At 70.4% G+C, this 21,220-nt stretch carries 20 protein-coding genes and 1 pseudogene; 14 read left to right on the top strand and 7 right to left on the bottom strand.

Annotated elements, in window-relative coordinates; translation table 11 throughout:
• Nucleotides 1–68: 68 nt before the first annotated feature.
• The 7 genes and pseudogenes from ung to ACN28I_RS24370 form a co-directional block, all read left to right on the top strand.
• Nucleotides 69–743 (top strand): uracil-DNA glycosylase, encoded by a 675-nt coding sequence (gene ung / locus ACN28I_RS24400; RefSeq protein WP_420948706.1) that lies wholly within the window; start codon nt 69–71, stop codon nt 741–743.
• 67 nt (nt 744–810) lie between these two features.
• Nucleotides 811–1,620 (top strand): tetratricopeptide repeat protein, encoded by an 810-nt coding sequence (locus ACN28I_RS24395; RefSeq protein ID WP_420944351.1) that lies wholly within the window; start codon nt 811–813, stop codon nt 1,618–1,620.
• Between the two features lie 6 nt (nt 1,621–1,626).
• The gene (locus ACN28I_RS24390) at nt 1,627–2,778 is read left to right on the top strand and encodes a hypothetical protein (protein ID WP_420944350.1); all 1,152 of its coding nucleotides are present in this window, start codon (nt 1,627–1,629) and stop codon (nt 2,776–2,778) included.
• A gap of 187 nt (nt 2,779–2,965) precedes the next feature.
• Nucleotides 2,966–5,722: a DNA gyrase subunit A gene (gene gyrA, locus ACN28I_RS24385; protein WP_420944349.1), complete on the top strand. Its 2,757-nt coding sequence runs from the start codon at nt 2,966–2,968 to the stop codon at nt 5,720–5,722.
• Between the two features lie 265 nt (nt 5,723–5,987).
• Nucleotides 5,988–7,586: a hypothetical protein gene (locus ACN28I_RS24380; RefSeq protein WP_420944348.1), complete on the top strand. Its 1,599-nt coding sequence runs from the start codon at nt 5,988–5,990 to the stop codon at nt 7,584–7,586.
• A 96-nt stretch (nt 7,587–7,682) separates the two neighbouring features.
• Entirely contained in the window at nt 7,683–7,982 is a 300-nt protein-coding gene (locus ACN28I_RS24375; RefSeq protein ID WP_420944347.1) for a YkvA family protein, read from the top strand.
• 54 nt (nt 7,983–8,036) lie between these two features.
• Nucleotides 8,037–8,327 (top strand): annotated as a pseudogene (locus ACN28I_RS24370) (NADP-dependent oxidoreductase); the annotation flags it as partial.
• Here the strand turns inward: ACN28I_RS24370 and ACN28I_RS24365 are convergent.
• The gene (locus ACN28I_RS24365) at nt 8,228–8,557 is read right to left on the bottom strand and encodes a hypothetical protein (RefSeq protein ID WP_420944346.1); all 330 of its coding nucleotides are present in this window, start codon (nt 8,555–8,557) and stop codon (nt 8,228–8,230) included. The pseudogene ACN28I_RS24370 and the gene ACN28I_RS24365 sit on opposite strands and share 100 nt — an antisense overlap.
• Nucleotides 8,558–8,583: 26 nt before the next feature.
• On the opposite strand from ACN28I_RS24365, the gene ACN28I_RS24360 reads away from it, so the two are divergent.
• Nucleotides 8,584–9,060 (top strand): zinc-binding dehydrogenase, encoded by a 477-nt coding sequence (locus ACN28I_RS24360; protein WP_420944345.1) that lies wholly within the window; start codon nt 8,584–8,586, stop codon nt 9,058–9,060.
• A gap of 41 nt (nt 9,061–9,101) precedes the next feature.
• Here ACN28I_RS24360 and ACN28I_RS24355 read toward each other — a convergent pair whose 3' ends face one another.
• Both ACN28I_RS24355 and ACN28I_RS24350 read right to left on the bottom strand, forming a co-directional pair.
• Nucleotides 9,102–11,675, bottom strand: a complete 2,574-nt coding sequence (locus tag ACN28I_RS24355) for a VIT domain-containing protein (RefSeq protein ID WP_420944344.1) — start codon at nt 11,673–11,675, stop codon at nt 9,102–9,104.
• 4 nt (nt 11,676–11,679) lie between these two features.
• Nucleotides 11,680–12,192 carry a helix-turn-helix domain-containing protein gene (locus tag ACN28I_RS24350; protein WP_420944343.1) on the bottom strand — a complete coding sequence of 171 codons (513 nt, stop codon included), beginning with the start codon at nt 12,190–12,192 and terminating at the stop codon, nt 11,680–11,682.
• Between the two features lie 139 nt (nt 12,193–12,331).
• Between ACN28I_RS24350 and ACN28I_RS24345 the strand changes: the two genes are divergently transcribed.
• The 3 genes from ACN28I_RS24345 (at nt 12,332) to ACN28I_RS24335 (ending at nt 14,441) form a co-directional block, all read left to right on the top strand.
• A complete protein-coding gene (locus ACN28I_RS24345) occupies nt 12,332–12,823 on the top strand; it encodes a DUF2721 domain-containing protein (RefSeq protein WP_420944342.1) in 492 nt (163 codons plus the stop codon).
• A 251-nt stretch (nt 12,824–13,074) separates the two neighbouring features.
• Nucleotides 13,075–13,662 carry a hypothetical protein gene (locus ACN28I_RS24340; protein ID WP_420944341.1) on the top strand — a complete coding sequence of 196 codons (588 nt, stop codon included), beginning with the start codon at nt 13,075–13,077 and terminating at the stop codon, nt 13,660–13,662.
• Between the two features lie 59 nt (nt 13,663–13,721).
• The gene (locus ACN28I_RS24335; protein ID WP_420944340.1) at nt 13,722–14,441 is read left to right on the top strand and encodes a YsnF/AvaK domain-containing protein; all 720 of its coding nucleotides are present in this window, start codon (nt 13,722–13,724) and stop codon (nt 14,439–14,441) included.
• Nucleotide 14,442: 1 nt separating this feature from the next.
• Here the strand turns inward: ACN28I_RS24335 and ACN28I_RS24330 are convergent, their stop codons facing one another.
• From ACN28I_RS24330 to ACN28I_RS24320, 3 genes are read right to left on the bottom strand one after another with little or no spacing between them, the layout of a single operon-like run.
• Nucleotides 14,443–15,201: a slipin family protein gene (locus tag ACN28I_RS24330; protein WP_420944339.1), complete on the bottom strand. Its 759-nt coding sequence runs from the start codon at nt 15,199–15,201 to the stop codon at nt 14,443–14,445.
• The gene (locus ACN28I_RS24325; RefSeq protein ID WP_420944338.1) at nt 15,198–15,539 is read right to left on the bottom strand and encodes an NfeD family protein; all 342 of its coding nucleotides are present in this window, start codon (nt 15,537–15,539) and stop codon (nt 15,198–15,200) included. Before ACN28I_RS24325 ends, ACN28I_RS24330 begins: the two co-directional genes overlap by 4 nt.
• A complete protein-coding gene (locus ACN28I_RS24320; RefSeq protein WP_420944337.1) occupies nt 15,527–16,537 on the bottom strand; it encodes an NfeD family protein in 1,011 nt (336 codons plus the stop codon). Before ACN28I_RS24320 ends, ACN28I_RS24325 begins: the two co-directional genes overlap by 13 nt.
• 142 nt (nt 16,538–16,679) lie before the next feature.
• Between ACN28I_RS24320 and ACN28I_RS24315 the strand changes: the two genes are divergently transcribed.
• On the top strand, nt 16,680–17,555 hold the full coding sequence (locus ACN28I_RS24315) for a cyanophycinase (RefSeq protein ID WP_420944336.1): 876 nt from the start codon (nt 16,680–16,682) through the stop codon (nt 17,553–17,555).
• Nucleotides 17,556–17,560: 5 nt separating this feature from the next.
• On the opposite strand, the gene ACN28I_RS24310 is transcribed toward ACN28I_RS24315, so the two are convergent.
• Nucleotides 17,561–18,862 carry a glycosyltransferase gene (locus tag ACN28I_RS24310; protein WP_420944335.1) on the bottom strand — a complete coding sequence of 434 codons (1,302 nt, stop codon included), beginning with the start codon at nt 18,860–18,862 and terminating at the stop codon, nt 17,561–17,563.
• Nucleotides 18,863–19,077: 215 nt separating this feature from the next.
• On the opposite strand from ACN28I_RS24310, the gene ACN28I_RS24305 reads away from it, so the two are divergent.
• Nucleotides 19,078–19,284, top strand: coding sequence for a hypothetical protein (locus tag ACN28I_RS24305; RefSeq protein ID WP_420944334.1), 207 nt, complete (start codon nt 19,078–19,080; stop codon nt 19,282–19,284).
• Nucleotides 19,285–19,464: 180 nt separating this feature from the next.
• Nucleotides 19,465–21,183 (top strand): amidohydrolase, encoded by a 1,719-nt coding sequence (locus ACN28I_RS24300; RefSeq protein WP_420948705.1) that lies wholly within the window; start codon nt 19,465–19,467, stop codon nt 21,181–21,183.
• The last annotated feature ends 37 nt before the right edge of the window (nt 21,184–21,220 follow it).

Raw genomic sequence — 21,220 nt, 5'->3', positions numbered from 1 at the left:
CTGACCGCAGAAGTAGTGTAAGACGAGGGCTTCAACGGGGTTCGATACCAGGAGACGTGATGGGCTCGATGAAGGACAGGCTGCCGGCGGACTGGAAGAAGGTGCTGAAGGGCGTGCTGGACGGCCCGGCGTTCGCGGAGCTGGAGGCGTTCATCGCGGCGGAGCGGCGGGATCACACGGTGTACCCGTCGGAGGAGGACCTGTTCTCGGCCTTCCGGCTGACGCCGTACGAGAAGGTGAAGGTGCTGCTGCTCGGGCAGGACCCGTACCATGGACCGGGACAGGCTCATGGCCTGGCGTTCTCGGTGCGGCCGGGAGTGAAGCCGCCGCCCTCGCTGGTGAACATCTTCAAGGAGCTGCAGAGCGATGTGGGCGCGCCGAAGCCGAAGGACGGCTCGCTGGTGCCGTGGGCGGAGCAGGGGGTGCTGCTGCTCAACGCGGTGCTGACGGTGTGCCAGGGAGAGGCCAATGCCCACGAGGGGCATGGCTGGGAGTACTTCACCGACGCCGTCATCCAGAAGGTGAGCGACAAGCCGGAGCCGGTGGTGTTCATCCTGTGGGGGAGCTACGCGCAGAAGAAGAGGGCGCTCATCGACGAGTCGCGGCACACCGTCCTCGCGGGGACGCACCCCTCGCCCCTGTCGGCGAAGAAGGGGTTCTTCGGGAGCAAGCCCTTCAGTGGCGCCAACGCCGCCTTGAAGAAGGCGGGGCGAGAGCCCATCGACTGGACGCTGCCGGCATGAAGCCGGGGACCCGGTGGTGACGCCCGTACGAGCAAGGCGGCCCGCGACTGGTTAGAGTCTAGCCACCATGGCGAAGACCGCACCCCGCAAGGCCCCGGCGAGCCAGAAGAAGGCCGTCCGCGAGGCACCGAAGAAGAAGAGCGCCGTTTCCGCGAAGAAGAGCCCCGCGCCCGTGAAGAAGCGTGCGGCTCCGGTGAAGAAGCCCGCCGCCGCGAAGAAGCGTGCCGCTCCGGTGCCACCTCCCGCGCCCGAGGAGACCGTGCAGGACGTGGCGGCCCCCATCGCCGAGCCCGTCCCCGAGATGAAGGCCCTGCCTGCTGGCGAGCCCGTGCCCGGTCCCACGCTGCCCTTCGAGATCGACCCCAAGCGCGTGGAGGAGAGCCTGGGCAAGCTGCGCGACGAGCTCGTGCACTGGGCCAACAAGGGCCGCTACACGAAGGTGCGCTTCAAGTTCCGCGGCAAGCAGTTGCTGCCGGACCTGCCCATCGCCGCCGTGGTCGCCGCCGAGGGGCTGACCTTCTACTGGGGCGGCATCCTGCGGGCGCTCGTCTTCACCGTGGCCGGAGGAAGCCTGCTCCAGGTGGAGCTCGTCAACGACGCGGACAAGCGCGTGCAGGCCGGCAAGGAGGCCCTGCTCGCCGGTGACCTGGACGACGCCCTGGCGCACTTCCGCGAGGCGCTCGCGATGGACCGGGACAACATCGGCGCGCACCTCAACGTGGGGGTGGCCCTCAAGCTGAAGGGAGACCGCACGGGGGCCCTGGCCTCCTTCGAGCGGGCCAAGGAACTGGACCCGGAAGGCCCCCTCGGCGTCGAGGCCGAGCGGCTCGCCGCTCCGCTGCGTCCAAAGGGAGACACCATGGCCCAGGTGGGTTGAGCCACCATGGGAGCACCGCTCGACGAATACCAACTGCGTTTGGAGGGCCGGGCGGGGCTGCTGGTGCCCGCCCGCGAGCGCTACTACCGGCTGGTGTTGGTGCTCGCCGAGTCCCGGTGGCAGGAGCGGTTGCGGCGCGAGTTGCCCCTGGTGCGCGAGGTGGCCGCCCACCAGGAGGCGTTGGACGCGATGCTCGCTCCCGCCCTGCGCCGCGCCCAGGCCGAGGACTGGCCCACCCACCACCCGACCGTCCGCTGCCTGCACGAGGTGCACTCGCTCCATGAGCAGCTCGTCCGGGACGTGGCCCGCAAGCTCGGACGCAGTACCCAGGAGCCCCTGGGCAGCCTGATGCGGGCCCTGGAGGACTGGCTCATCACCATTCCTCGCGAAATCCCTCCCCACCTGCGCGCGAGCACCGCGCTGGAGCTGCTGCCGGACTCGCTGCCCGCGCTCCGGGAGGCCGCCGCCTTCGGGGGCTTCCTGGAGCCGCTCTTCGCCCACCCCATGCTGCTCACCGGCCGCATCCCCTTCACCCATGTGCAGCGCGAGGAGCTGCGCCTGTGGTGGCCCAGGGGCGAGGCCGCCCTGGCCTCCGTCTGGAACCGGCTGTCCGGGGTGGATGCGAAGGGGTTCATGGTGGCCGAGCTCCGCAAGCAGGCCACCCGGGCGCCGCACCACCCGCCGCGTACCGGCCCCGAGCGCCTGCTGCACGCCGAATACTGGCACCAGGAGGCGTGGGCCCGGATGCGCCAGCTCGTCCAGGTGCGGCTGGCCCCGCTCGTGCCCGAGCCCCACGAGCTCACCCCCGTGCTCTGGTGGCTCTTCGAGCGCGAGTACGTGCCGCGCGTCCGGCTCCTCGCCTCGGAGGCCCTCCCGGACGCCCGGGCCGGTCTGATCGAAGTCGCCTACGAGCTGTGGGACGCCCAGCGCCCGGATATTCCCGATGACGAGCATTGGACGCCCGCACGCTGGGTGCGGCTGGAAGAGCAGGCCTGGCGGGCGGATGAAGGCCGGAGCGGAGCGGACGGGGAGCGGGTCCGGGGCGTCCTCCGGGAGCTCATCCAGCGGCACGGGATTGGCTCGCAAACCCTGCGCGGCTGGAAGGATTCGTCGCGGCTCGTCCCGCTGGTGCAACAAGCGCGCTCGCTCATCGGTTGAAGGGGGAAAACAGCGGCCCGGAAGGGTGTCCGAAGCCCCCCGGCCGGGCAGGCTCCGGACCGCCTTTCTGGCTACCCCTCACCACCCTCGTGTTTCCCTTGTTGACGCAGGAAAATCCGGGGGTTAGGTAACCACGTTACCCAAGATGGGCCCCCTCGCGCGGGCCCCTTCGAGACCCCCAGATTTCATGGCCGACGACACTACCGACAAGCCGGCAACGCCCCCCGCTCCTCCGCCTCCGGGCAGCGTGGGAGAACTCATCCCCGTCAACATCGAAGACGAGATGCGCCGCTCGTATCTCGACTACTCGATGTCCGTCATCATCGGGCGCGCCCTGCCCGACGTGCGTGACGGCCTCAAGCCCGTGCATCGCCGCGTCCTCTACGCGATGAACGACCTGGGCAACTACCACAACCGCGCCTACAAGAAGTCCGCGCGCGTGGTGGGTGACGTCATCGGTAAGTACCACCCCCACGGCGACACCGCCGTCTATGACGCCATGGTGCGTCTGGCCCAGGAGTGGAGCCTCCGCTACCTGCTGGTGGACGGCCAGGGCAACTTCGGCTCGGTGGACGGCGATTCCCCGGCCGCCATGCGTTACACCGAAGTGCGCATGGACCGTCTGGCCGAGGAGATGCTCTCGGACATCGACAAGGAGACGGTCGACTTCGGTCCCAACTACGACGACTCCACCGTCGAGCCGCTCGTCCTCCCCAGCAAGTTCCCCAACCTCCTGGTCAACGGCAGCACGGGCATCGCGGTGGGTATGACCACCAACATCCCGCCGCACAACATGACCGAGGTGCTCGACGGGACGCTGCACCTCATCGATCACCCCGAGGCCACCGTCCGGGAGCTGATGCAGTTCATCCCGGGTCCGGACTTCCCCACCGCCGGCTTCATCTCCGGCCGTGAGGGCATCGTCCGCGCCTACGAGACGGGCCGCGGCCAGATTACCCTGCGCGCCCGCACGGAGATCGAAACCTCCAAGAAGGGCGACCGTGAGAGCATCATCGTCACGGAGATCCCCTACCAGGTGAACAAGGCGCGGCTCATCGAGAAGATCGCCGACCTGGTGCGCGAGAAGAAGCTGGAGGGCATCAGCGACATCCGCGACGAGAGCGACCGGCAGGGCATGCGCATCGTCATCGAGCTCAAGCGCGATGCGATGTCCGCGGTGGTGCTCAACAACCTGTTCGCCAACACCCCGCTGGAGACGACCTTCGGCGCGGTGATGCTGGCCATCGACGCGGGCCAGCCGCGCACGCTCACCCTCAAGGAGCTGCTCGAGCGCTTCATCTCGCACCGCCGCGACGTGGTGACGCGCCGCAGCCGCTACGAGCTGCGCAAGGCGCGCTCCCGCCGCCACATCGTCGAGGGCTTGCTCGTCGCGCAGGATCTCATCGACCTGGTGGTCAGCCTCATCCGCGCCTCGAAGGACCCGGACGAGGCGCGCTGGGGCCTGATGAACATCCTGTCGCCGGCCCTCTACGAGCACGAGCGCTTCAAGAACCTGCAGCGCATCGACTACGAGAAGGCCAAGGCGCAGATGGAGCTGCTCGTCTCGCGCGCGCGCGCCGAGGTGCCGAGCTACTCGGGCCTGGAGCACAAGTACGAGGGCTCGGGCTTCAGCGAGGAGCAGGCGAAGAACATCCTCGAGATGCGCCTGCAGCGCCTCACCGGCCTGCAGCGCGAGGAGCTGTTCCGCGAGCTGGTGGACCTCATCCGCGAGATTCTCCGGCTGGAGGACATCCTCGGCAACGAGTCGAGCCTGCTCAACGTCATCAAGACGGAGCTGGCGGAGATCCGCGAGCGCTACGGAGACAAGCGGCGCACGGAGATCACCGGCGCGGCGGATGAGATGACGAGCGAGGACCTCATCGCCGAGGAGACGATGGTGGTCACGCTGTCGCACACGGGCTACGTGAAGCGCTCGCCGCTGAGCGAGTACCGGGCGCAGAAGCGCGGTGGGCGCGGCAAGACGGGCGCGACGACGAAGGAAGACGATTTCGTCACGGACCTGTTCGTGGCGAGCACGCACGCCTTCCTGATGCCCATCACCAACAAGGGCCGGCTGTACTCGCTGAAGGTGCACGAGATTCCGTCGGCGGGCCGGACGTCGCGCGGCAAGGCGATCGTGAACCTGGTGCAGTTCGGCGAGGGCGAGCGGCTGGCGCAGGTGCTGGTGACGCGGGAGTTCGTGGAGAACCAGTTCGTGTTCTTCGTGACGAAGCGGGGCGTGGTGAAGCGCACGGACCTGTCGGCGTTCGCCAACGTGCGCTCCAGCGGCATCATCGCGCTGGGCATCGACGAAGGGGACGAGCTCGTCGCGGTGAAGATCACCGACGGGACGAAGGACATCCTGCTGTCCACGGCGACGGGCATGAGCATCCGCTTCCCGGAGAGCGAAGTGCGCTCGATGGGCCGTCAGGCGTACGGCGTGAAGGGAATCACGCTGGAGGACGGTGACGAGGTGGTGGGCGCGGACGTGGTGGAGAAGGACACCACCATCCTGACGGTGACGGAGAACGGCTACGGCAAGCGGACGGAGGAGAGCGAGTACCGTCAGCAGGGCCGAGGCGGCAAGGGCATCATCGACATCAAGGCCACCGAGCGGAACGGCAAGGTGGTGGGCCTGGTCCAGGTGACGGACAAGGACGAGGTGATGTTGGTGACGAACGGCGGAATGCTCATCCGGATGAAGGCGAAGGAGATCTCCGTCATTGGCCGCAACACGCAGGGCGTGCGGTTGATCGCGCTGGAGAGCGCGGACGAGAAGGTGACGGGCATCTCGAAGCTGCCGGAGTCGGATGAGGAGACGGAGACCGTGACGCCGGTGGAAGCCGCCGCGCCGGAGGAGCCGTCGGACGCGGGAGCCGCCCCGGAGAGCGCCGAGGAGCCCACGGAGAACGGGTCCTCGGAGCCGGAGCCCGAGCCGAGCTGAGGTAGCCAGGAACCCCTCTCCCCTCGGGAGAGGGACGGGGAGGGCTGGGGTGAGGGAATGTCCCTCCTCCGGCCCTCTTCGCGTTTCAGAGCCCGGAAGCCCCGCAGGGCAGTCCGGAGTGAAACCCCGCACAGAAGCGCCATGGAAACCCCCTACCGCAAGTCCGTCACCGGACGGTCAACCCCGCCTTGCCTGCGTCATTAAGTTCTGGAGGCAGGCGCGCCTTCTCCTGAGTCGAGACAGGCGGCCGGCGGAGGGGGGTTCAATGCGTTCTTTCTTACTCCTGGCCCTGGCTGGAGCCACGGCGCTGACGGCCTGTCGTGCGTCGGTGGAGGAGCCAGCCGTTCCCACCACACCCCAGGTATCGAGGCACCCGGAGCGCCGGGGAATCGGCCTGCTGAGCGTGAGTGGGCTGCAGACGCTGGCGGAGCCGGAGGAGGACATCGTCGTGGATCCGCGGCGCTCGCTGGCGGTGACGGACGAGGTCATCCTGGCGCGCTTCAGCTTCGAGGAGGTGATGAACCGGCTGGCGGAGCAGAGCGGCATTCCGGGGCTCACGGGGCTGAGGCTCTACCAGGAGTGGTGGGACTCGCAGCGGAAGGCGCCGGGGCTGGGGCTGGGCGGCCCGCACTGCGATGACAGCTTGCTGCCGGACGGAAAGCCGGGCTTCAACGGGTTCAGTTACACGTGTCATCGCGAGGAGTGGCGCCAGGCGTTGGAGAACCCCTTCGTGGAGCCCGCGACCAATCCCGCGGCCTACGTGCCCATCGGGCTCTTCAACCGCTTCGACCTGGCGGCGGAGGACGGGAGCGACTGCGGGGAGTACCGCATCGTCTTCGCGCGCCGCTCGGGCATCACAGACCCGCAGAAGCGCAACCTGATCGCCTTCGAGGGCGTGCTGCCCAACCCGCGCGAGAAGAAGGGGCTCGACGGGTGCCGCAAGGTGGCGCGCTTCTGGGCGGAGCTCTCCCGGGAGCCGGATCCCGCGGCGCGCGCCGAGGCGCTGCACCGCTTCTACTTCGAGGGCGTGGGGAAGTTCCCGCCGGTCATCCACATCGACCACCTCGGCAGCGGCACGGAGCCGGTCACCGGCCAGGTACGCACCAACCAGTTCATGCACAACATCTGGACGCTGCGCGAGTTCCGCCTGCGCAAGCGCTGCGAGGGGGACACGTGCGTGATGCGCTTCGAGCCGGACACGGTGAAGACGAACCCGGCCGGCGTGCTCTTCAGCGCGAGGCAGGACCATCCGCTGAAGGAGGCGTTCTCGGAGTCGCTCACGTCCCAGGTGGAAGCGCTGTCGGCCAATGACCTGCTGCGCTACACCCTGGACGTCGAGGACCGCTTCAACAGCGGGCAGAGCAACTCGAGCGGGACGGAGAACCTCTACGCCCACCAGATGGGCAACGGGGAGAGCCCGCTGCGCACGAAGCTCCAGGCGCGGCTCAACAGCCTGGGCAATCCGCTCACGGCGGCGAACATCATCGCGCGGACGCAGACGCTCTCGTGCGCGGGCTGCCACCAGTTGAGCACCGGAGCGAACCTCGGAGGCGGGCTCACCTGGCCCTCGAAGACGACCCTCTTCACCTTCGTGCACGTGAGCGAGCGCACGATGGAGGCGGGGCCGGATGGCCCGCGTTTCGGGCTCTCGGAGGCGCTGGTGGGCACCTTCCTCCCACCCCGGCAGCAGTTGCTGGAGGCCTTCCTCGAGCGGCGTCCGCCCTTCGACAAGCATCCGGACCCCGATGACGAGTGCCAGGAGCCGGAGGGGCCTGGGGCGCGAGCCGGCAAGCCCGGCAAGGACAAGCCCGGCAAGGACAGGCCCGGCAAGGACCGGTGCGACGACGAGGGCGAGGACGACTGAGGACACTCGCGGGGCGAGGCGGCTTGCCCCACGAGCGGCCGGGCGCCTACGGTGAGGGGCCGCAATGGTAAGGGGTCTCCATCCGTAGGAGAGGACATGAACGTCGCAGGCCTTCGAGCAATGGGGACCCGGTTCTTCCGTTACGTGCGAGACCCGCGCGTGCCGAAGTGGCGGAGGTTCGCGGGGTTGTTCGCCGTCATTTACTTCGTGATGCCGTTGGACGCGCTGCCGGACGTCGTGCCCATCCTGGGCTGGTTGGACGACGTGGGCGTGTTGTCGGCGGCGGCCCTCTTCATGGTGCGCGAGGTGCAGCGCCACCAGCCGGAGAGTGAGCCGTCGGGGTGGCCGCAGCCGGTGGCGGAGCAGGCGGGCACGCCGCCGCTGCGCGAGCGCTGACAACCTCGCGCCGCCAACGACCATCGTGCTGGCCCCGGGTGTCCGCTGGCGGTTATGAGGGCCCTCATGACCGCCACCAATCATCAGTTCCGTCTCGCCGCCCGTCCCGTGGGCATGCCCAAGCGTGAAGACTGGTCCTACACCGAAGAGCCTGTGCGTGAGCCGGGCGAGGGAGAGCTGCTGGTCAAGGTGCTCTACCTCTCGCTCGACCCGGCCATGCGCGGCTGGATGAACGAGGGCAAGTCCTATATCCCGCCCGTGGGCATCGGCGAGGTCATGCGCGCTGGCGCCGTGGGCCGCGTCATCGCCAGCAAGCACCCCGGCTTCGCGGTGGGAGACCATGTCTCCGGCACCTTCGGCGTGCAGGAGTACGCGCTCTCCAACGGCAAGGGTGTCACCAAGGTGGACACGAGCTTCGCCGCGCTGCCCGTGTACCTCGGCACGCTCGGCATGCCGGGCATGACGGCGTACTTCGGGCTGCTGGACATCGGCAAGCCGCAGCCGGGCAACACCGTCGTCGTCTCGGGCGCGGCCGGCGCCGTGGGCACGGTGGTGGGGCAGATCGCCAAGCTCAAGGGCTGCCGCGTGGTGGGCATCGCCGGTGGCGCCGACAAGTGCCGCTACATCGTCGAGGAGGCTCGGCTTCGACGCGGCCATCGACTACAAGTCCGAGGACGTCAAGAAGGCGCTGCGCACGCACTGCCCCAACGGCGTGGACGTCTACTTCGACAACGTCGGTGGCGACATCCTCGATGCGGTGCTCACGCAGCTCGCGCGCAATGCGCGCATCATCATCTGCGGAGCCATCTCCCAGTACAACAACACGACCCCGGTGAAGGGCCCGTCCAACTACCTGTCGCTGCTCGTCAACCGCGCGAGCATGACGGGCATGGTGGTGTTCGACTACGCCGCGCGCTACGGCGAGGCCGCGCGCGAGATGGCCGGCTGGATGGCCGCGGGCAAGCTCAAGTCGCGCGAGGACATCGTCGAGGGACTGGAGACGTTCCCGGACACCCTGCTCAAGCTCTTCAAGGGTGAGAACACGGGCAAGCTCGTGCTCAAGGTGGCCGGGGAGTAGTCGTGTTGCGCATGCTCCCTCTCCCAGGGGGAGAGGGGAAGTCAGCGCGCGGCGAGCGCGTCGACGTGCTGGCGCAGGGCCACTTCGTTCTCCAGCCGCGAGCTGAGCCCGGCGATGGGCTGAGCGGCCTGGGCGATGCGCCCGCGGGTACGAGGACCCGCGGCCACGAGCCAGGCCACGCCGAGGACGAGCTCGGCCACGTCGGGAGCGCCCCCGAGCTGCGGGACGAGCGCGAGCAGCGCCTCCACGGCCTTCTTCACCTGAGCGCCGTGCAGGGCATGGCTGCTGGTGATGCCCTGGCGCAGCAGCTCCAGCAGGGCGAGCGCGGTGGCGCGGGCCTGGCGCACGGGCTCGGCGCCCGGACCCGTGCCCGCCCAGAGGCCGCTGGCGAGCTGCTGCTCGAGCAGGCCCACCCCGCCGCCGGTCGCGAACACCTGCTCGCTGGCGGCCTTCTCGGCCATGGGCGCGGCCCGCGACATGCTGGCGAGCTCCTCCGCGGACTCCTCCGCCTCGCCGTCATCGCTCAGGGCGTCCATGACGGGCTCCGCTTCCCTGGGCGCCGGAGCCTTGTCCTCGAACAGGGCACTGAAGAAGCCCCCCTTCTTCTTGGCCTCCTTGGGAGCCGGGGCGGCGCGAGCTGGAGAAGGCGGCGCGGCCGGCGCGGCGGCCATGGGCGCGGGCATCCGAGGAGGAGGAGGCGGCGCGCCCGGGGGCATGGGCTTCGAGAGCATCGCGACCTTCGCGCGCCGCGACGCACTGCCTCCCGAGGAGGCACCGAGGACGGCGCCCTCGGCCTCCTCCCGCTTCGCCGTGCCGAACATGGCCCAGCCCGCGGGAGCGTTGACGGGGACGACGCGCGTCTCCGGCTGGCCCGAGGCGCGGCGCTCGCCCGTGCGCTCCTCCACCACGACGAAGGAGGTGTAGGGCGTGACGATGCCGTGCGCGAGCGCGAGCTGGACGATGCGCTCCTTGAGGGACTGCGCACGCCGGCCCACCAGCGCCGCGTCCTGCCACGCGCGGATGCGCTCGGCGGCCCACAGCTTCTCCACCGCGGGCCGGTCGCTCTGCGCGGGGAAGCTCACGGGGATGGAGAGCGAGAAGGTCTCCGCGCCCGACTTCCCCTTGAGCACCAGCTTGCCGCTGCCCGGCGTGGTGTAGCGGCCGAAGAGGCTCCACGGCGTGCCGTCCACGAGCTGCGGCGGCTCGGCGGGGGCCAGCTCCGAGGCCTCCACGCCCTCGAAGCGCACCTCCACGCCGGTGACGCGGGGCGCGAGCGCGCGGGAGAACTGCGCCACCACCTTGTCGTCGATGCGCTCGCCCGGGTGGATGAACTCCACCGCGCCGCCCGTCTGCCGGGCCAGGTCCTTGAGCAGCACGTCACTCACATTGGTGCCGATGCCGAAGGAGTAGATGCGCGCCGTCTTGCGCGCCCCCATCACCGCGTTGAGGATTTCGGATTCGTTGCCCACCTGGCCGTCGGTGAGCAGCACCACCACGCCGTCCGGCGCCGCCTGCATCGCGGCCACCATCGGCTGGAGCAGCTCGGTGCCACCACTGGCGTTCAGCGCGGCCACCCAGCGGTCCGCCTGCTCCAGCGTCTTCTGGGTGAAGGTCACCGGCTCCGGCGAGAAGAGGCGGAAGGAGTTCTCGAAGGCGATGATGTTGAAGCGGTCCCCCTCGCGCAGGTGGCGCAGGCACAGCCGGAGCGCGCCCTGGGCCTGGGGGAGGCTCTCGCCGTCCATGGAGCCCGAGGTGTCCACCACGAACACCACCTCCTGGCGCCTGGGGCCCGCGGCCATGCCGAGCAGGTCCGGCACCACGGTGAGGGCGAAGCTGCCCGGCTCCTCGCCCATGCGGTGGGTGACGAGCGTGGTGAGCGGGGTGCTGGTGTCCGGGCTGCGGATGCTCAGCACGAGGTCGCGGTCCAGCGCCACGTGGGGCTGGGAGAGCTTCACGCGCGTGCCGCCCTCGGCGCGCGAGATGTCCAGCTTGTGCGAGGGGCTCTCCACCACCACCTCGCGGCCCAGCGCCAGCAGCAGGTCCAGCGTGAGGCCGTAGCGCGCGTCCCCCACGGGCGGGGTGATGCGGTCCGCGTCGGGCACGCGGTTCGTCGGCTCGGCCGAGCCGTGGGCGGAGCGGTCCCCCGTGGGCGCGCCGGGGATGTAGCGGGGCGCGACGAGCGTGGGCAGGGCCCAGCGTACGCAGCCCTCCTCCACCTGGATGGCCTGGAGGAACTCCACCTCCACGAGCGTCTCCTCGCCGGGCAGCAGGTTGCCCACCTGGGCGGTGAAGACGTTGGGGCGCTCCTGGTCGAGCAGGGCGGCGCCGTGGCCGGCCGTCACCGCGTCGTCATAGGCGCGGAAGGCCTCCTCGCGCTCCTTGAGGACGCCCTGCACGCGGCGCCCGGCGCACTCCATGGAGAAGGCGGTGAGGGTGGCGTCGGAGGGGAGGGGGAAGACGTAGACGGCCTCGACGGGCTTGGACTCGGTGTTGCGGTAGCGCTGGCGCACGCGCACCCGGGCGTGGCCTCCGAGCAGCTCACCGGTGACGTCCACGCCTTGCAGGGGAACCTGGGCACCGCTCTGCGTGTACAGACCTGCCTTCTGGATCTCCATGGCTCTACCTTTCCTGGGACTCTTGAATGAGGGCGCGCACGCGTTCCATGAGCGCCCGGGTCTTCGCGTCCGCCGTGTCGGCGAGGTGCAGCTCCAGCCCCGGCGCCAGCTCCCACCGGCGCCAGCTTGTCACCGGGGCCGAGGGGTTGGCAGGGGCCTCGTCCTTCACCGGCCCGGGGCGGGACGGCGCGGCGGGGGGCACCGCGGACGGCGCGGCGGGGACGGCCTCGGAGGCGAGGGACGTGGGCTCCGCGTCCGCGAGCGCCTTCAGCTCGTCGGGGCCCAGCCGCGTCAGCTCCACCTGGATGGCATCGAGCGGGAGGAACCTCGCCTGGAGGACCCGGATGGCCTTGAGGCGCACCAGGTGCTCCTCGCCATAGACGGTGTCCGGCCCCCTGAAGGGCGGGGCGGGCAGCAGCCCGCGCTGGACGTAGTAGCGCACGGTGCGCGGGGACACGCCCGCCGCCTCGGCCAGCTCCGTCAGCTTCCACTCCTTGCGTGTGTTCGTCGTGCTCACGCCCCTGACAGTAGGACTCGACAGTGGTGGTGTCAAGTCGTCACTGGTGATTTGTCACTGTCATGTAGCCAGTGGCGGGAGGGAGGAGGGCAGGCGACCTGGCTTGCACGGGGAGGGAGCGGGTGTGACAGAGAGGGGCATGGACGCAACGGGCGGCATGGACATCTCCTCCATCCGGGTCATCGGAGCGGCGGTGACGCCAGCGGTGATGGTGTCGGCGTGCGGCATCCTGGCCACGGGGCTGGACAACCAGATCGCGCGGATGACGTCGCGCTCGCGGGACATGCTGAAGGAGTGGCGCTCGCTGCCGGAGGACAGCCCGCGGCGCGAGGTGCTGCGGCTGGAGGTGGGCATCCTGGACCAGAGGCACCGGCTGCTGGCGCGGGCGATGGCGATGGCCTACGGGGCGCTCATCTCGTTCGTGGTGACGTCGCTGCTGTACCTGTCGCAGCGGCGCTTCGGCGTGCCGGATGTGTTGCCGGTGGTGTCCTTCTCGGTGGGCGTGGTGCTGCTGGGAAGCATCGCGCTGTTCGCGCTCGCGTCGTTGCGGCTGGGGCGTGCTGCCCTCGAGCTGGAGAAGCGCGAGATGTTCGGGGTCGTCGTACCGCCCGGGCCCGGGGGCGAATCGTAGAGCAATCGCCCGGGAGGAAGGCGAGCACGCCTGTCCCGAGACCCAGAAAGAGGTCTGGACGTCCGGAGCCCTTGCCCGCCCGCCCGGCCTCGCGGTGAGTGAAGCGGCCCCCGCTGCCTGGACGCCCTCCCGATGTGGCGAGGCGGGGCTCCCCGGGGAGTGCTGCGCTGGGGAAGCGCACTGCACATGCTGATCAGCGGAGCGCCCGCCAGGGTGCTCGCGACAGGCACCCCCGAGCGAGGAGAGGCACCATGGACGAGACCCATCGCAGGACGTTCCGCCCCCTACCCGAAGTGCGGTGGGGCGCGGTGGCCACGGGCGCGTTGTTGGGCGCGGCGGTGTGGCTGGTGCTGCTGCGCTTCGGGGACGTGCCCCGGGCGCTGCTGCTGGAAGAGGAACCCGGACTGGGGCGCCAGGTGTGGTGGGTGGTGGCGCCGCTGCTGGCCGCGGGCCTGGCGGCATGGACGGGAGCCTCCGCCTCGGGCGAGCGCGGCATCCTCGGCGCGTACCTTCACGGACTGCTCGCCTGGGCGGGCGCGCTCCTGCTCGCGGCGGTGGTGGGGCCGGGCAGCATCGGCGTGCTGCCGCAGGCGGGATGGAGCGGGCTCGCGGCGGTGGTGGGCGCGGTGGTGGGGGCGGCGCTCGGACGCGCCCTGCTCGCCGGGCGGTTGGCGGCGCCACGCGGGTTGCACGGGCACGGCCGCACGGCCGAGTCGAGCCAGGTCTCCCAGGTCCGGTCGCGGTGGCGCGAGGTGCTCACGGCGCGGCGGGGCGCTCCGGAGGGCCGCCGGCCCGGGGCCCACGAGGACACGGGGCGTCCGGACCAGGACCTGCACTGAGGTGAGGGCACGGGTGGGGACGAGGCACGACACGACGGGCAACCGAGGAGCGGACGGTCATGGCTGGAGACGGGACGGAGGAGCTAAGGACGGGGCTCGCGGTGCGAGGCGCGGACGGCAGGCGCCTGGGCACGCTGGTGGGGCTCGAGGCGGGGGCGCTGGTGGTGGAGCGCGGCTTCTTCTGGCCGCAGCGTTTCACCATCTCCCGCAGTGACGTGGGGGTGGTGAAGGACGGGGAGGTGCGGCTGCTCGGAGGGGCCGCGCTGCGCGAGACGCATACCGGGGCCCCCTTGAGCGAGCCCCTCCATCGGGAAGAGGCCGCCGCGCGGGAGACGTCCGGAGCCGGCGTGCGCGAGGAAGGCGATGACGTCCGGGTGCCGCTGGCGCGCGAGGACGCGTACCCGCTGCTGCGCATGCGCGACGTGGGCGCGGTGCGCGTGCGCAAGGTGGTGCGCACCGAGCTGAAGCAGCTCACCGTGGAGGTGCGGCGCGAGGAACTCGTGGTGGAGCGCCTTCCCGTGCAACCGGGGGCCGCCGGTGCTCCCGAGCGCACCGCGGGGGCGTTCGAGGAGTTCGAGCAGGTCATCCCCCTGTGGCGCGAGGACGTGGAGGTGGTGAAGCGCGCCGCCGTCTACGAGGAGGTGCACCTGAAGAAGGCGGTGGAGCGGCGCACGTGGACCGAGGAGGTGCCGCTGCGCCACGAAGTGGCCCGCGTGGAGGAGGAGGGCGAGGCGCAAATGGTCGTGGACGACACGCGCCCGGACCCGCACTCGCACTGACTCACTTCGGCTGCATGCCGAGCGCCCGCATCAGGTCCAGGGGGATGGGGATGATGGTCTGGTTGCCGCCGCCCGTTATCTCCACCAGCGTCTGCAGGTAGCGGAGCTGGAGGGTGATGGGATTGCGGTCGAGCACCTCGGCGGCCATGGAGAGCTTCTCGGCGGCCTGGTGCTCGCCCTCGGCGGCGATGATCTTGGCGCGGCGCTCGCGTTCGGCCTCGGCCTGGCGGGCGATGGCGCGCTGCATCTCCACGGGCAGGTCGATGTGCTTCACCTCCACGTTGGAGACCTTGATGCCCCACGGGTCGGTGTGGGCATCGAGCACCTTCTGGATGTCGCGGTTGACGCGGTCGCGCTCGGAGAGGAGCTGGTCCAGCTCCACCTGGCCGAGGATGGCGCGCAGGGTGGTCTGCGCGAGCTGGCTGGTGGCGTAGAGGTAGTCCTCCACCTGGAGCACGGCCTTGTCGGCGTGGATGACGCGGAAGTAGACGACGGCGTTCACCTTCACGCTGACGTTGTCCTTGGTGATGACGTCCTGCGGGGGCACGTCGCGCGCGACGGTGCGCATGTCGATGATGACGATGCGCTCGACGAAGGGGATGATCCACCGGAAGCCGGCGCGCTTGAGGCCCACGAAGCGGCCGAGCCGGAAGACGACGCCGTTCTCGTACTCGTTGACGATGCGCACGCCGGAGAGGAAGGCGAGCAGGAGGATGCCCAGGGGAATGAGCAGCCCGAGGGCGCCGAAGAAATCGTTCATGTCTTCACCTCATCGACGAAAAGGGTGAGCCCCTCCACACGGCGCACCACCACGCGGGCGCCGGGAGAGAGGGGAGTGGAGGAGACGGCGGCCCAGCGCTCGCCATGGACGAACACCTCGCCGCCGGAAGGCGAGACGGTATCGAGCGCCTGGCCCACCTCGCCGACGAGGCCCATGTCACCGGCGAGCTGGGGCTTGCGGCGGGTCTCGGCGGCGCGGAAGGCGAGGTAGACGGCGGCCCCGGCGACGAAGAGGGCGGTGGGCAGCATCGTGCGCAGCGGAACCCGGAGGGGCGTGTCGAGGAACCACTCCGGGTCGAACTTGTTCACGAGGAACACGCCGCCGAGCACGAGCAGTCCCAGGCCGGCGGCACCGAGCAGGCCGCTGGTGAAGAAGAGCTCGCCGCGAGCAACCCGACGCCGAGCACGAGCAGGATGATGGCGCCGATGTTCACGGGCAGGGCGGAGGAGGCGAGCAGGGCGAGCACCAGACACACCACGCCGATGATGCCGGGGATGAACAGGCCGGGGTGGGTGAACTCCACGGCGATGCCGAGGCCGGCGAGGAGGAAGAGGATGTAGACGACGGCCGGCTGGGCGAGGGCGTGGAGGATGCGCTGGGCGAGGGTGGGCTTCTGTTCCACCAGCAGGGCATTGGCGGTGCGCAGCGTGACGGGCGTGTCGCCGACGGTGACGGAGCGGCCGTTGGCCCACTCGAGGAAGGCCTCCTGGGTGGGAGTGACGTGCTCGATGACGTTCAGCGCGAGAGCCTTCTCGGCGGGGACGCTCTCGCTCTGGCGGACGGCGCGAATGGCCCACTCGACGTTGCGGCCGCGCTGCTTCGCGATGGACTCGACGAAGGCGACGGTGTCGTTCTCGATTTTGCGGGCCATCTCCTTGCCACCCGCGGCCTCGGGGTCCTGGCCGGAGAGCCCGACGACGGGGTGGGCGGCGCCGATGTTGGTACCGGGCGCCATGCCGGCGAGGTGGGAGGCGAGGGTGATGAAGACACCGGCGCTGCCGGCCCGGGCGCCGGAAGGCCCGACCCACACGAGGACGGGAACGCGGGCCCCGAGGAAGGCGCGGACGATGTCGCGGGTGGACTCGAGCTCTCCGCCGGGAGTGTCGAGCCGGACGAGAAGCGCCTGATGACCGGCCTCCTCGGCACGGCGGACACAATCGACGAGGAAGGCACTGGAGCCGGCATCGACGGTGCCATCGAGGACGCAGTGGGAGACGACCCCGGGCGCGGGAGAATCCGCGCGGCTGGTTGCCTGGCCGAGCAGCAACAAGCCCAGTGCGAGCACTCCCCAGAACGAACGCCCGAACCCGCCCATCGTGCCTCCAAGTCGCCCACCATCAGCCAGCACCACGTATCCACTGGGCCCCCCGGTGTCGCCCCTCCCTGAAAGGCAACCATCCAGCCGAGCACGCCTCACAGTGGGTCAAGCGTTGCCTGTGATACAGAGCGGCCAGTCCATGCTGCGTATCCAACCGAATCCCGACTCCGTGCTCGCCCTGTCTCCGGTGGAGACCCAGACGCCCGCGCGAGGTGGGCACCTGCTGCTGATGGGCGGAGGCTTCAAGCCCTTGGAGGTGCTCAAGCGCTTCGTGCAACTGGCGGAAGGCGGCGAGCGCCCGGTGGTGGTGTTCCCGATGGCGAGCGAGAAGAGCCGTCCCACGGGAGCGGAGCTGAAGAAGCAGCTCGAGGCGGCGGGGGCGAGGCATGTGCAGGTGGTGCACATCGACGAGCGGCGGGACGCGCTGAAGCCCGAGGTGGCGGAGGCGGTGAAGCGTGCGGGCGGGGTCTTCTTCAGTGGAGGGGACCAGAACCGGATTTCACAGCGGCTGGTGGACACGCCGGTGCTGGAGGCGCTGCGGGAGGTGATGGCGCGCGGGGGAGTGGTGGCGGGGACGAGCGCGGGAGCGGCGTGCCAGAGCGAGGTGATGTTCGTGGGCGAGGGGGACGAGACGGTGCTGCGCGCGTCGAACATCGTGACGACGCGAGGAATCGGGCTGCTGCCGGGGACGATCGTGGACTCGCACTTCATGGCGAGGAAGCGGCAGGGGCGGCTGGTGAACCTGGTGGCGGAGCACCCCTCGCTGTTGGGGGTGGGCATCGACGAGGCGACGGCGGCGTGGGTGAAGCCGGACGGGACGCTCGAGGTGCTGGGGGAGGGGTGGGTGGTGCTGTATGACGCCGCGAACGCGCGGGTGGCGCGCACGGCGGACAACCGGATGGCGGTCTCGGGACTGGTGCAGCACGTGCTGGTGGACGGACAGCGCTTCAACCTCCATCAACGGACGATGGCGGAAGAAGCGGAGGCCATCGCCCTCCCCATGGCGAGCCGCTAGCCCCGTCATCCCACCGTGGAAGCTCCCTCTCCCTCTGGGAGGGGGTTGGGGTGAGGGTCTTCCCGCCGCTGCTCACTGGCGAGCGTCTCGAGCAGAAGAAGCTCATCGAGCAGCAGCCGGGGCAGGAGGAAGTGATGGCGGACGCGCTCGCGTCCACTCGCTCCGAGCGCATGCGCATCCTGGGGATGGCGCAGGAGGTGGAGCAGGGCCTCCGCGCACTCCTCGACGCTGTCCACGAGGATGCCGCCGGTGCCCGGGGGCATCTGCATCGGAATGCCGCCGACGCGCCCGGCGACGACGGGCGTGCCCTTCCAGAGGGCCTCGGAGACGACGAGCCCGAAGCCCTCGCGCAGGGACTTCTGGATGACGACGTCGGAGAGGGACTGGAAGGCATTGACCTCGACGTTGCCCACGCCGACGAGGTTGGTGAAGACATGGATGAGGGGATCTCCGGCGGTCTCCGAGCGGACCTTCTCGTAGATGTCCCAGGCCTCGGGGTCGTCGAGGGCCATGGAGCTGACGAGGGCGAGCTGGAGGTGGGGGATGCGCTGGCGGACGAGCCGGTAGGCGGCGACGACGCCGAGGGGGTCCTTCCACTTGTCGAAGCGGCTGACCTGGGTGACGAGGGGGCGGTCGAGCCGGACGCCGATCCACTCGAGGATGTGGCGGGCGAGTTCCTTGGGGAGGGCGAGGTTCTTGGGGCTGAGGGGATCGATGGCGGGCGGGAGGATGGCGACGCGGCGGATGGGGAAGCGGGGGGGGATGAAGTTCTCGAGGGTGAAGACGGCGGCGTCGTAGGCGCCGAGGTAGGGCGTGAGGAAGTCCCAGATGGAGGGATTGGGGTGGGAGGTATCGATGTGGCAGCGCCAGATCCACCGGGAGCCGCGGTGGCGGGCGAGCCCGGCGATGGCGGCGGGCTGGGGATCGTGAACGATGACGAAGTCATAGCCCTCGGCGAGGTGGGGCGCGTTGAGCTGGGCGTTGCCGAGGTAGAGGGCCTTCTCGGTCTCGGAGAGCTCGCCGGGAGCACCCTGCAGGCCGTTGTGGAGCCGCTTGGTGATCTGGAAGAAGGAGTCGCCGCCGCGGATGATCTTCCACTCGGTCTCGAGCCCGAGGTCCCTCAGGAGGGGGACGCAGGAGCGGAGGATCTCCGAGACGCCGCCGCCGTAGGAGGTGGCGTTGAGGTGGAGGATGCGGGCGCCGCGCAGACGTTGGGCGACGCGGACGAGCGCCTCGAGCTGCTCGTCGGGAGCGACGCCCCGGTACGCATCGAGGGACCTGTCACCGATGTCGATGACGTCGAGCATGGGAGCTCCTGACCGCGAAGGTGCGGCTCGGAGAAAAGGTGACGATGCCCACGAGGGAAGGCGGAAGGGTGGAGCCTGGCGGGTGGAGCGGGGGGCGAAGAGGGGAGCGCCTCTGGGGGCGCGTGCATCCGATGGAGGACGGAGCGGGGCGGGAGCGCGTTGCGGAGGAGGGAGGGGCTCCCTACGGTGGGAGCGGGATGCTTTCAGGAGGACGCATGCGCCGTGCCCTGCTCATCACGATAGGAGTGGTCGTTTCCCTGGTGGCCTGCCGGACGACGCAGCCACCGGGAACGGAGAACGCGATGCCGATCCAGGATCCGGCACAGAAGGAGGAGGGGCAGTTGGTGCCCGCGGAGCCGCCGGGGCCGACAGGTCCGCTCATCGTGCCGGACCCGGGCGCGGACGGAGGAACGCCTCCGTAGCCTTTCTGTAGAGAGTCCGTGGTCCGTGGAACCCCTCCGGAGGCCCTCTCCCTCGCCCTCCGGGAGAGGGGTCGGGGGTGAGGGTGTATCCGTCCCCCGTGTCGAGCCCGCGTGAACGCCCCGCGAGGCTCCACGGCGGCCGTGACAGGCGCGAGCGGCTGGCGCACAGTGGCGCCGTCGATGCGGGGACGTTCATCCCAACACAGAGCAGGAACGAGAGCCCGCGGTGCGGCGTGGATGGCCCTGATGGGGACACTGCTGCTGACACTGGGGGAGGGGTGCGCCCGGAGGGCGCCCGAGGGAGCGCGAGTGGAGACGACAGTCTACGTGGCACGCCGGATCCGGACGCTGGACGAGCGGAAGCCGGAGGCGCGGGCGCTGGCGGTGCGGAAGGGGCGGCTGGTGGCGGTGGGGACGAAGGCCGAGGTGCTGAAGGCGGCGGGCGAGGGGGCGCGGGTCGTCGATTACGGCGACGCGGTGGTGGTGCCGGGGCTGGTGGACGCGCACGCGCACATCGCGGGGCTGGGCCGGAGCCTGACGGTGGCGAGGCTCGAGGGGGCGCGCTCGGTGGACGAGGTGGTGCGGCGCCTGGCGGAGGCGCCGTCGACGAGCTTCCAGGGGGACTGGCTGATGGGGAAGGGGTGGGACCAGAACGGGTGGCCGGGCCAGCAGTTCCCCGGGCGGGACGAGCTGGACGCGCGCTTCCCCCGGACGCCGGTGTACCTGGAGCGGGTGGACCACCACGCGGCGTGGGTGAACGGGGAGGCGCTGAAGCGGGCGGGGATTTCGCGCGAGACGCCGGACCCGGCGGGAGGACGGATCCTCCGGGACGCGAAGGGGGAGCCGACGGGCGTGCTGGTGGACAACGCGATGGACCTGGTGGCGAAGGTGGTGCCGCCGCCGACGGACGAGCAGTTGGAGGCGAGACTGTCCGCGGCGCTGGAGCGTTGCGCGCAGGTGGGGCTGACGGGGGTGCACGACGCGGGGATGGACCTGAGGACGTTCCGCAAGCTGCAGGCGTGGGACATGGCGGGGCGGCTGCCGGTGCGGGTGTACGCGATGGCGGACGGGCAGGGGGAGGAGCGGCACACGTACCTGGAGCTGGGGACGTACGGGGGGCGGCTGCTGGAGATGAAGTCGGTGAAGTTCCTGCTGGACGGGGCGCTGGGCTCGCGAGGGGCGGCGCTGCACACGGCCTACAGTGACGCGCCGGGGGAGACGGGGCTGCTGTTGATGGAGCCGGAGGAGCTCGCGAGGAGGACGTGGGCCTTCATGGAGCGGGGCTTCCAGGTGTGCGTGCACGCGATTGGAGACCGGGCGAACACGCTGGTGGTGGACACGCTGATTCGAGCGTCGGCGGCGACGGGGACGAAGCCGCTGCGGCACCGGGTGGAGCACGCGCAGATTCTCCGGCCCGAGGACATCCAGAAGCTGGGGGAGGCGGGGTTGGTGGCGAGCGTGCAGCCGACGCACGCGACGAGCGACATGGGGTGGGCGGAGGCGAGGCTGGGAGCGGAGCGGCTGAAGGGCGCGTACGCGTGGAAGAGCCTGAAGGAAGCGGGGGCGGTGCTGGCGTTGGGGAGCGACTTCCCGATCGAGAACCCGGACGTGCTGGCGGGGCTGTACGCGGCGCGGACGCGACAGGACGCGGCGGGGAAGCCGGAGGGCGGGTGGCAGCCGCGGGAGCGCCTGTCGGGGCAGGAGGCGCTGGAGGGCTTCACGGTGGGACCGGCGTGGGCGTCGTTCGCGGAGGCGCGGCGGGGGAGGCTGGTGGAGGGGATGGACGCGGACTTCACGGTGCTGACGGTGGACCCGGTGTCGGACGAGGCGAAGGCACTGGTGGACGCGAAGGTCGTGGCCACGGTGGTGGACGGCCGCGAAGTGCACCGCTCGCACTGAAACGACGCCCCCCTCTCTCCACCCAATATCCCCTCTC

This window comes from Archangium gephyra, from assembly GCF_049060025.1.
Taxonomy (GTDB): domain Bacteria; phylum Myxococcota; class Myxococcia; order Myxococcales; family Myxococcaceae; genus Archangium; species Archangium gephyra_A.
The sequence above is the reverse complement of the archived record's forward strand: the minus strand, read 5'-3'. Positions and strand labels throughout refer to the sequence as shown.